Source organism: Aquiflexum sp., assembly GCF_041751335.1.
In the GTDB taxonomy this organism is placed as follows: domain Bacteria; phylum Bacteroidota; class Bacteroidia; order Cytophagales; family Cyclobacteriaceae; genus Aquiflexum.
In genome coordinates this window covers 18,885-27,814 of the sequence record NZ_JBGSXS010000023.1, presented here as the reverse complement: position 1 = coordinate 27,814, position 8,930 = coordinate 18,885, and the positions used below count along the sequence as shown (strand labels likewise).

The window sequence follows — 8,930 nt, the reverse complement described above, 5'->3', positions numbered from 1 at the left end:
TCCATCACGGACACTCTGATAATGGTATAAACAGGGATTGCAAAGATCATCCCCAGTATACCGGCGATTTTTGCACCGGCAAAGATAACAACAAAAATTTCAAGCGGATGTGCTTTTACAGATTTCGAAAAAATCAATGGCTGCAATATGACATTGTCTGTAACCTGAACGACTCCAAAGACAGAAAGAATTTTGAATATCATCAGTCCGATTTGATTGGAACTGTCATAATCACCTGTTGATAAACCGACAATTACCCCAAAAGAAGCACCCAAAATCGGTCCAGCATATGGAATTAAATTGGCTACTGCCGCAAACATGGCAATGGTCAGCGCATAATCTATGTCCATCAAAGTTAGCCCAATGGAGGCGATTGAGAAAATACAGGTTATTTGAATCAACAAACCTATCAGATAGTTTGAAAGTAACCGCTCAACCTTGTTGAAAGTGGAAACAGCCAATTCAAAATAGGCATTTGGAATCAGATTCATCAGGTTTCTTCTCAGCATGCCATTTTCCAATAAGAGAAAAAAAGTAATAAAACTGATGGCCATCACCGCGATCAGAATAGAACTTGTTGTATTTACAACAGTATTGATGATGCCCTGAAAATTGATTGCGCTGAAACTTGTAATCATGTTTTCTCTTACTTGCATGATCAAAAATCCAGGTTCACTCTTAATAATTTCGTACCGGATCAATAAGTCCTCTATTTTTCCAACTGGATTCTGAATTTGTTCATAAAGATAGTCCAAGTCATAAGATGATATGACCTGTATTTGAGCAGAAATTAAAGGGACAAATAACAAGCTGATCAGAAAAAACAAATTGATGACCAAAGCAAATGAGAGGATGATTGATAGCCATCTCGGGACATGTTGCCCCATCAAGTGAAAAGAATTGATTCTATTGGTCAAAGGCCGTAAGATGGCTGCGATGACAAGGGAAAATATCAGGTATTGGGTAATATTTGCAAAATACCAACCCAGCAATAAAAATAAAACAACGGCAACAAGAAGGTAAATGACCGGCCTTTTCATATGGGTAGTGAAAGTTAAAGAAAAAAAGAAACATTTGATACATAATTATGAATTCAGATCATGAATCTGAACTGAATCCATTCATAGATGTTTCCTTTTCAAGCTTGGTCAAAAAGTGGGATTATTCCCACTTCAACTCGTCATCAAACTCATTTTCCGATTCTTCTTTGTCAAATTGCGAAAAGTCGAAATCGGGCAAGAGTTCATTTTTGACATGATCAACTGAATCTTGCAATGCCTCAATAAATTTGCCGAAATCCTCTTTATACAAAAAGATTTTATGCTTTTCAAAAACAAATGAATCATCTTTCATTCGTCTTTTACTTTCGGTGATGGTTAAATAATAATCGTTGGACTTGGTAGATTTTACATCAAAAAAGTAAGTTCTCTTTCCGGCCTTTACTCTTTTTGAGAAGATTTCTTCTCTGTCATTTCCTCTATAATCTTCCACTGTGCAAGGTTTTAAAATGTTTGTTTAATTAATTATTTGCGAGACAAGATAAATGAATTCGAAAAATATATTCAAGGGATTATACAGTTTTTTTTAAAACTTATTTTTTTCTACGCCTTTTGGGTACTCCAAAAACCTGATGAAAAAGGTTGAGGACATAATAAAAGAGGGGCTAACCCTCTTTTATTCTCCGTGCATATATTCCTTTTTACCCATAAGGACATCTTCTGATTCCCGATGGTCAGGATCGTCTACACAACAGTCCACAGGACAAACAGCGGCGCATTGTGGCTCCTCATGAAATCCCGTACACTCTGTACACTTTTCTGTTACGATATAGTAAAACTCGTCTGATACAGGTTCCTGTTTTTGATTGGCATCTACAACAGTGCCGTCTTCAAGCGTAACTTCCTTTAGTTTTGTACCTCCTGCCCAAGTCCATTCTATACCGCCTTCATAGATAGCAGTATTTGGACATTCGGGCTCGCATGCACCACAATTAATGCATTCATCGGTAATCATTATAGCCATGTTGAATCTTTTTGTTGCGCAAAATTAATAATCAATTAACAAATCACGCAAAAAAAAGTTGTCATACTAATTAATTTATATTCATTCTTTCAAAATTTTTTTAAATCTGTTTTGAATATCTTTGCCAAAAATTGAATAATGATGACGCTGGAAGAAAGAATTGATGCTTTTGTAAAACTTGGGGAAAGAATAAAAATGATGGGTGAAGAGGAGTTTGAAATCCTGTCATCTAGGGTGCAAAACAACAATACCTGGTTTAATCCCGAACAAACTAAAAACGCACTTAAAGCCATATACGTAAATTTAAAGAAAGAAAATCTTGAATCTTGGCTCAAATCATACGATTTAAAACCTGTAATTAAAAAGAAATCAATAGGTATTTTGATGGCAGGGAATGTGCCTGCTGTTGGATTTCATGACCTTTTATGTGTATTGATGGTAGGTCACAAGGCCTGTATCAAATTGAGTACTTCCGATCAGGTGTTGATCAATTGGCTTATCAGAGAATTGATTGAATTGGAACCAGGATTTGAATCGTTGATTTCGGTGGAAGAAATGTTAAAAGCCAAAGATGCCTATATTGCTACAGGAAGCGATAATTCAGCCAGGTACTTTGAATACTATTTTGGGAAATATCCCCATATTATCCGAAAGAACAGAACCTCAGTCGGGATTTTGAATGGTTCTGAAAAGCCAAAAGATTTTAGGGAACTTGCTAAGGACATTTTTCAATATTATGGATTGGGATGCAGAAATGTATCTAAGCTATACGTCAGAGATAATGACATGTTAATTGAATTTCTTGATGCCATTGCTGAGTTCAAAGTAGTAGCTCAAAACCACAAATACTACAACAACTACGAATACAACAAGTCAATATTTTTAGTCAATAAAGATGAACACTTGGATAATGGGTTTTTATTGATGCGGGAAAGCAATTCTTTAGTTTCTCCAATTGCAGTATTGTACTATGAACTTTACGGGAATTTGGATCAATTAAACATCAGGCTATCAGCGGATCAAGAAAAAATTCAATGTATTGTGTCTCTCCAAGGATGGTATCCAAATAGTTTGGACTTTGGTAGTGCACAATGTCCGGGGCTAGGAGATTATGCTGATGGGGTGGATACATTACAGTTCCTGAAAAGTCTTTCTTGAAACCTTTAAACCGGTTTTTTTGACAGATAAAAGCTAAACTCACTGCCCTCGTTTAAGGTGCTTTCGATGTATAAGTTACTTCCATTTTTATAGATATAATCCTGCACTAACAACAAACCTAATCCTGTTCCCGATTCTTTGTTTTTTCCCAAAGTGCTAATCGATTCTTTTTTTCTGAGTTTTTCAAGATTTTCAGGAGGGATTCCAGAACCTGTATCTTTGATTCTGATATAAACTGATTCAGTTTTTTCTTTGAGAATAACAGAAATTATATCCCCTTTTCCCGAAAATTTAATAGCATTGCTGATCAGATTTCTGATAGCCAGGTCTATCATATTTTTGTCAGCAAAAACCAAAATAGCACCTTTTGTGTATTTGACTTTTTTCAATAAGATGCCTTTTTCATTTACGGTTTTATCAAATAACAGAAACTGCTCTTGTATCATGTCCTCAAGATTAAACTCCTCTTTTTCCACCACCTCTCCCTTAAGCTGACTACTTGTCCAAGCCAATAAGTTTTCTAATAAAATGGAAACTGAATCCATATTTTGGTTGACTTCGGGAAGGATCTCGAAAAACTCATCTTTCCCTATAACACCCTCATTTGTCAATCTAATAAGTTCTCTTATGCCAAGTATAGGGCCTCTTAGATCATGTGAGATGATGGTGAAAAGTTTGTCTTTAAGTGAATTGGTTCTACCGAGTTCATCAGCTTGAAACTGCAGTTGCCTTTGTATTTTCCTTTCAGCACTTATATTTTCGAATAAAACCATCATACCATTGAAGTGCCCCTTTTTATCCAAGATTGGTACACACTCTACTCTGAATTCAGAATTGATGATTCCTGAATCGAGTTTAAGTTCTACTTCACAGACATCCCTATTTTTGATGATTTCCAACAATTCAGGTTTGTTTCCGAACAATTCCTCCATGGATTTCCCGATCAATGAGTTCATTGGTTTGTTGATTGCCTTTAAAATGGCACGGTTATAATCGATTACCTTTTCATTTGGATCAAAAACAAGTATTCCTTTGGTAATCAGCTCAAATACCTTATCTCTTGCAATAGGCTTGATATTGAAAAGCTCAAACCGAAGCAAAGCAATTCCTATAAATATATAGGTAAACAAAAACGCATAAGGCGTTAAGTCAATATGCTCAAAAGGTCTATATCCCAAAAGGTATGAAATATTGAAAAACCAAGGTACGACACCAGCAAAAATCAATAAATTGATTTGTTTTCTATAAATGCTGTCAGCGCTTCTAAATTTGATGAGCAAAAGAATGTTGCCAAACAAAAGAGACAAATAGAAAAATGTGGTATGGATTACGTACCAAGGTCCGATGGTGATTTTCAATAATGGAAAGGGACCAAAATTGTATACTGAAACCTCTCTATAATGTAAGTGGTGCAGATCATTGGTCAAAATCATCAAATAGGTGATAATCGGGATGGCAAAAACTATAATTGCTGATTTGTAATTCACCCATTTATCCAATCCCGTATACTTCAAACAAAACCAAATCCAGGTTCCCGGTGCAAGAGCAATACCGATATATTCAATTTTTACCCAAAATAGCATTCCCTCAAGGGTTTTACTCAAGAGTTCCATACCATAGCCGATAGCCCAAATGGAAACCAAAAGCATGGTAACGGCAAACCATTGGACAGCATCTTTCATTCTGTAAATAATTACAGTTGAAATTCCAGCAACTAACATTCCTGAAACCAAGAGGATAATGGAAAAAATATTCAATTCCAATCTAAGTCTGAGATGATAATAAGGTGTACCAAAGTAATCATTTTTTAATTCAAAAAATGTCTTTTTATAACATAGTTACAGCGGTTAGGATAAACCACACTTTGAGATAATTTCCTTTCTGGCAAAATCCTGTTAAGTTTAAAAAAAAACCAAAGTCATTAAGATACCTTAACATAGGTTTAATTCAAATAAGACGAAACATTCTTGTCATGGATCTAGCAAAAAGGGAAAAAACAAAAACAGGATTTCCTTCCACTTTTGAAATAGCATTGTTGCTATCAGGGATTATATTTATTTTGATCCTGATTTTTACTAAGCCTGCAGATCATAATTACCCATATTATGGTTTTGAAGTGTTGAAATTCTGGCAAAAAGGTTTCTGGGAACTCTTGGAATTTACCATGCAGATGATTTTGATTTTGGTTTTTGGCTATTCATTGGCGACCTCTGATCAAATAAATAAATTGATTATCAAATTGTCCAGTTTGGCAAACAGTAATTTAAAAGCGGTATTGATAACAGGGACAGTTACCCTAATCGCAGGTTATATCAATTGGGGATTTGGATTGGTTCTCGGTGCTGTTTTGGCCCGCAAAATCGGTGAGGTTAACTTTAAAAATAGTGTCCCGATCAATTACCCTTTGATATGTGCAGCAGGTTATTTGGGTATGATGGTTTGGCATTCGGGACTTTCCGGTTCTGCCACTTTGAAAGTAGCAGAGAAGGGGCATTTTTTAGAAAGTACTATTGGGTTATTATCAGTGTCGGAGACGATATTTTCCAAACAAAATTTATTGATCAATTTAGTTTTGGTGGTTGCCTTGATTTTGATAATGTCCTTTCTAAGTAAGAAAAAACCAAAAATGTCCAGTTTTCCCCTTAGAGATTCAATAAATAAAAATGAGCAAAGATCAGGTAATGGTTATCTGGGAGCGATCATCGGAATTTTGATATTAACATTAGGCCTTTCAGACTTTTTTCTTTCTGAGCAGGGCAACCTTGGTTTTTTTGACCTCAACTTTGTCAATTTTCTACTACTGGGCATTGGCTTATTGTTTTTCAAAAATTTGAAAGATTATGTGAAGTCATTGGAACAAGGTTTAAAAAGTGCCACTGACATCCTGATTCAGTTCCCGTTTTATGCAGGAATAATGGGGATGATCAAATATTCAGGTTTTTTGGAAAGTTTAGGTTCATTGTTGGTGACTGCATCGACTGCAGAAACTCTTCCATTATTGTCTTTTTTCAGTGCTGCAGTTGTTAATCTTTTTGTTCCTTCCGGTGGAGGTCAATGGGCAATTCAAGGCCCGATTTTAATGGAAACTGCAATGCAGATGGGAGTTGATGCTTCCGGCATGGTGCTTTCATTTGCATATGGTGACCAATTGACCAATATGTTACAGCCATTCTGGGCCTTACCACTTCTTTCCATCACTGGAGTTTCTGCCAAAGAAATTTTAAAATATACCATTTACTTCTTTTTGTGCGGACTTTTTGTTTTCGGATTGGGTATCTGGGTATTGATTTGTTAAACCACTCTTGTAATACTCTATAATAAATAACCAAGGCTAATTACATTTTACTTCTATTTAAGTCCTGATTTTTTATCTTTGCGGTCGATAAATAGAATTCCTTTTCACACCATAAACTTTATTTTCAATGGCATTTGATATAGAAATGATCAAAGCGGTATACGCAAAGTTTCCTTCCCGAATAGAAGCAGCAAGAAAAGCCGTGGGCAGACCACTTACTTTGACGGAAAAAATATTGTATGCTCACCTTTCCGAGGGAGAAGCTTCCCAAACTTATGAAAGGGGAGTGTCCTATGTGGATTTTAATCCTGACAGGGTTGCCATGCAGGATGCAACCGCCCAAATGGCCTTACTTCAATTTATGCAGGCAGGAAGAAATCAGGCAGCCGTACCATCCACTGTACACTGCGATCACTTGATCCAAGCAGAAGTAGGTGCCATTGCCGATCTTGACAAGGCAAAAGATAAAAACAGAGAGGTATATGATTTTCTTTCTTCTGTCTCAAATAAATATGGTATTGGATTCTGGAAGCCCGGAGCAGGAATTATACACCAAGTGGTGTTGGAAAACTATGCCTTCCCGGGTGGAATTATGATTGGTACTGATTCCCACACGCCTAATGCAGGTGGTCTTGGAATGATTGCCATTGGTGTTGGTGGTGCAGATGCCTGTGATGTGATGGCAGGTTTACCTTGGGAACTTAAATTTCCGAAATTGATAGGTGTGAATCTTACAGGAAGACTTTCCGGTTGGACTTCAGCAAAAGATGTAATCTTAAAAGTAGCAGGCATCCTTACCGTCAAAGGTGGAACAGGTGCAGTAGTTGAATATTTTGGAGAAGGCGCCAAATCATTGTCAGCGACAGGTAAAGGCACCATCTGCAACATGGGAGCTGAAATAGGTGCCACCACTTCAATTTTTGGTTATGATGAAAAATCAGAAGCATACCTTAGAGGTACAGATAGAGGGGATATAGCCGATATGGCCAATGGAATCAAATCCCATTTGACCGGAGATGATGAAGTATATGCAAATCCTGAGAAATTCTTTGATCAGGTAATCGAAATCAATCTTTCCGAGTTGGAACCGCATGTCAATGGGCCATTTACCCCGGATTTGGCATGGCCAATATCAAAATTTGCCACCGCGGTAAAAGAAAACGGATGGCCTGCCAAGTTGGAAGTGGGCCTTATCGGTTCTTGTACCAATTCATCTTATGAGGATATTTCTCGAGCAGCATCATTGGCACAACAGGCTGTGGACAAAAAGCTTGTTGCCAAATCTGAATATACGATTACTCCAGGTTCTGAGCAGGTGAGGTTTACAGTTGAAAGAGATGGATTCCTGAATATTTTTGAAAATATGGGGGGAGTGGTTTTGGCCAATGCTTGCGGTCCTTGTATCGGTCAGTGGGCCAGACATGGTGCTGAAAAGCAGGAGAGAAACTCCATCATTACCTCATTCAACAGAAACTTTGCAAAAAGGGCGGATGGTAATCCCAACACCCATTCCTTTGTTGCTTCTCCGGAAATAGTAACTGCATTGGCGATTGCAGGGGATTTGACTTTCAATCCAATGACAGATTCTCTTACCAATGAAGAAGGTAATCAGGTCAGATTGGATGAGCCTACCGGACTTGAATTACCTACAAGAGGATTTGCCGTGGAGGATGCCGGATATCAGGCACCTGCAGAAGATGGATCTTCTGTCGAGGTGGTGGTTAGTCCAAAATCTGAAAGACTCGAATTGCTTGAACCTTTCAAAGCTTGGGAAGGAAAAGATCTTAGCGGATTGAAATTATTGATAAAAGCAAAAGGCAAGTGTACTACAGACCATATTTCGATGGCAGGTCCATGGCTAAGATACAGAGGGCATTTGGACAATATTTCCAATAACATGCTGATCGGTGCAGTCAATTATTTCAATGAAGCAACGAATAAAGTCAAAAACCAAATGAACGGAGAATATGGTGAAGTTCCGGCTGTTCAGCGTCAATACAAACAGCATGGGATAGGTTCTATTGTGGTCGGAGACGAAAACTATGGTGAAGGATCTTCCAGAGAACACGCCGCCATGGAACCAAGATTCCTAGGTGTAAGGGCTATTCTTGTTAAATCATTTGCAAGAATTCATGAGACCAACCTTAAGAAACAAGGTATGTTGGCCTTGACCTTTGCAAATCCAGCGGACTATGACCTGATTCAGGAGGATGATGCCATTGATATTGTAGGCTTACATACATTTGCACCAGCAAGGCAATTGACAGTTGTGCTGAACCATGCTGATGGAAGCAAGCATGAAATCAAAGTCAACCATACCTATAATGCCGGACAAATCGAATGGTTTAAGGCAGGTTCTGCCCTTAATCTGATCAAAGCAGGAGTTTGATAAGTATTTTTTACAAAAAAAAGGCTGTTGATTTTAAATCACAGCTTTTTTTTTGTCTTAGATAGG

The 8,930-nt window shown here is 37.5% G+C and carries 7 protein-coding genes; 3 read left to right on the top strand and 4 right to left on the bottom strand.

Features of this window, described 5'->3' with window-relative positions:
- From ACEW8U_RS01255 to ACEW8U_RS01245, 3 genes are all read right to left on the bottom strand, one after another.
- Positions 1 to 1,040: AI-2E family transporter (locus tag ACEW8U_RS01255; RefSeq protein ID WP_373520217.1), on the bottom strand; the 1,040-nt coding region annotated here is incomplete at its 3' end.
- A 121-nt stretch (positions 1,041 to 1,161) separates the two neighbouring features.
- Positions 1,162 to 1,491, bottom strand: coding sequence for a DUF3276 family protein (locus ACEW8U_RS01250; protein WP_373520216.1), 330 nt, complete (start codon positions 1,489 to 1,491; stop codon positions 1,162 to 1,164).
- Positions 1,492 to 1,674: 183 nt separating this feature from the next.
- A complete protein-coding gene (locus ACEW8U_RS01245; RefSeq protein WP_373520215.1) occupies positions 1,675 to 2,022 on the bottom strand; it encodes a 4Fe-4S dicluster domain-containing protein in 348 nt (115 codons plus the stop codon).
- Between the two features lie 138 nt (positions 2,023 to 2,160).
- On the opposite strand from ACEW8U_RS01245, the gene ACEW8U_RS01240 reads away from it, so the two are divergent.
- Positions 2,161 to 3,180: an acyl-CoA reductase gene (locus ACEW8U_RS01240; RefSeq protein ID WP_373520214.1), complete on the top strand. Its 1,020-nt coding sequence runs from the start codon at positions 2,161 to 2,163 to the stop codon at positions 3,178 to 3,180.
- Positions 3,181 to 3,185: 5 nt separating this feature from the next.
- On the opposite strand, the gene ACEW8U_RS01235 is transcribed toward ACEW8U_RS01240, so the two are convergent.
- On the bottom strand, positions 3,186 to 4,943 hold the full coding sequence (locus tag ACEW8U_RS01235; protein WP_373520213.1) for a histidine kinase N-terminal 7TM domain-containing protein: 1,758 nt from the start codon (positions 4,941 to 4,943) through the stop codon (positions 3,186 to 3,188).
- Positions 4,944 to 5,152: 209 nt separating this feature from the next.
- Here ACEW8U_RS01235 and ACEW8U_RS01230 point away from each other — a divergent pair, with 209 nt between their 5' ends.
- On the top strand, positions 5,153 to 6,475 hold the full coding sequence (locus tag ACEW8U_RS01230; protein WP_373520212.1) for a TIGR00366 family protein: 1,323 nt from the start codon (positions 5,153 to 5,155) through the stop codon (positions 6,473 to 6,475).
- Between the two features lie 127 nt (positions 6,476 to 6,602).
- Positions 6,603 to 8,864: an aconitate hydratase gene (locus tag ACEW8U_RS01225; RefSeq protein WP_373520211.1), complete on the top strand. Its 2,262-nt coding sequence runs from the start codon at positions 6,603 to 6,605 to the stop codon at positions 8,862 to 8,864.
- Positions 8,865 to 8,930: the final 66 nt, after the last annotated feature.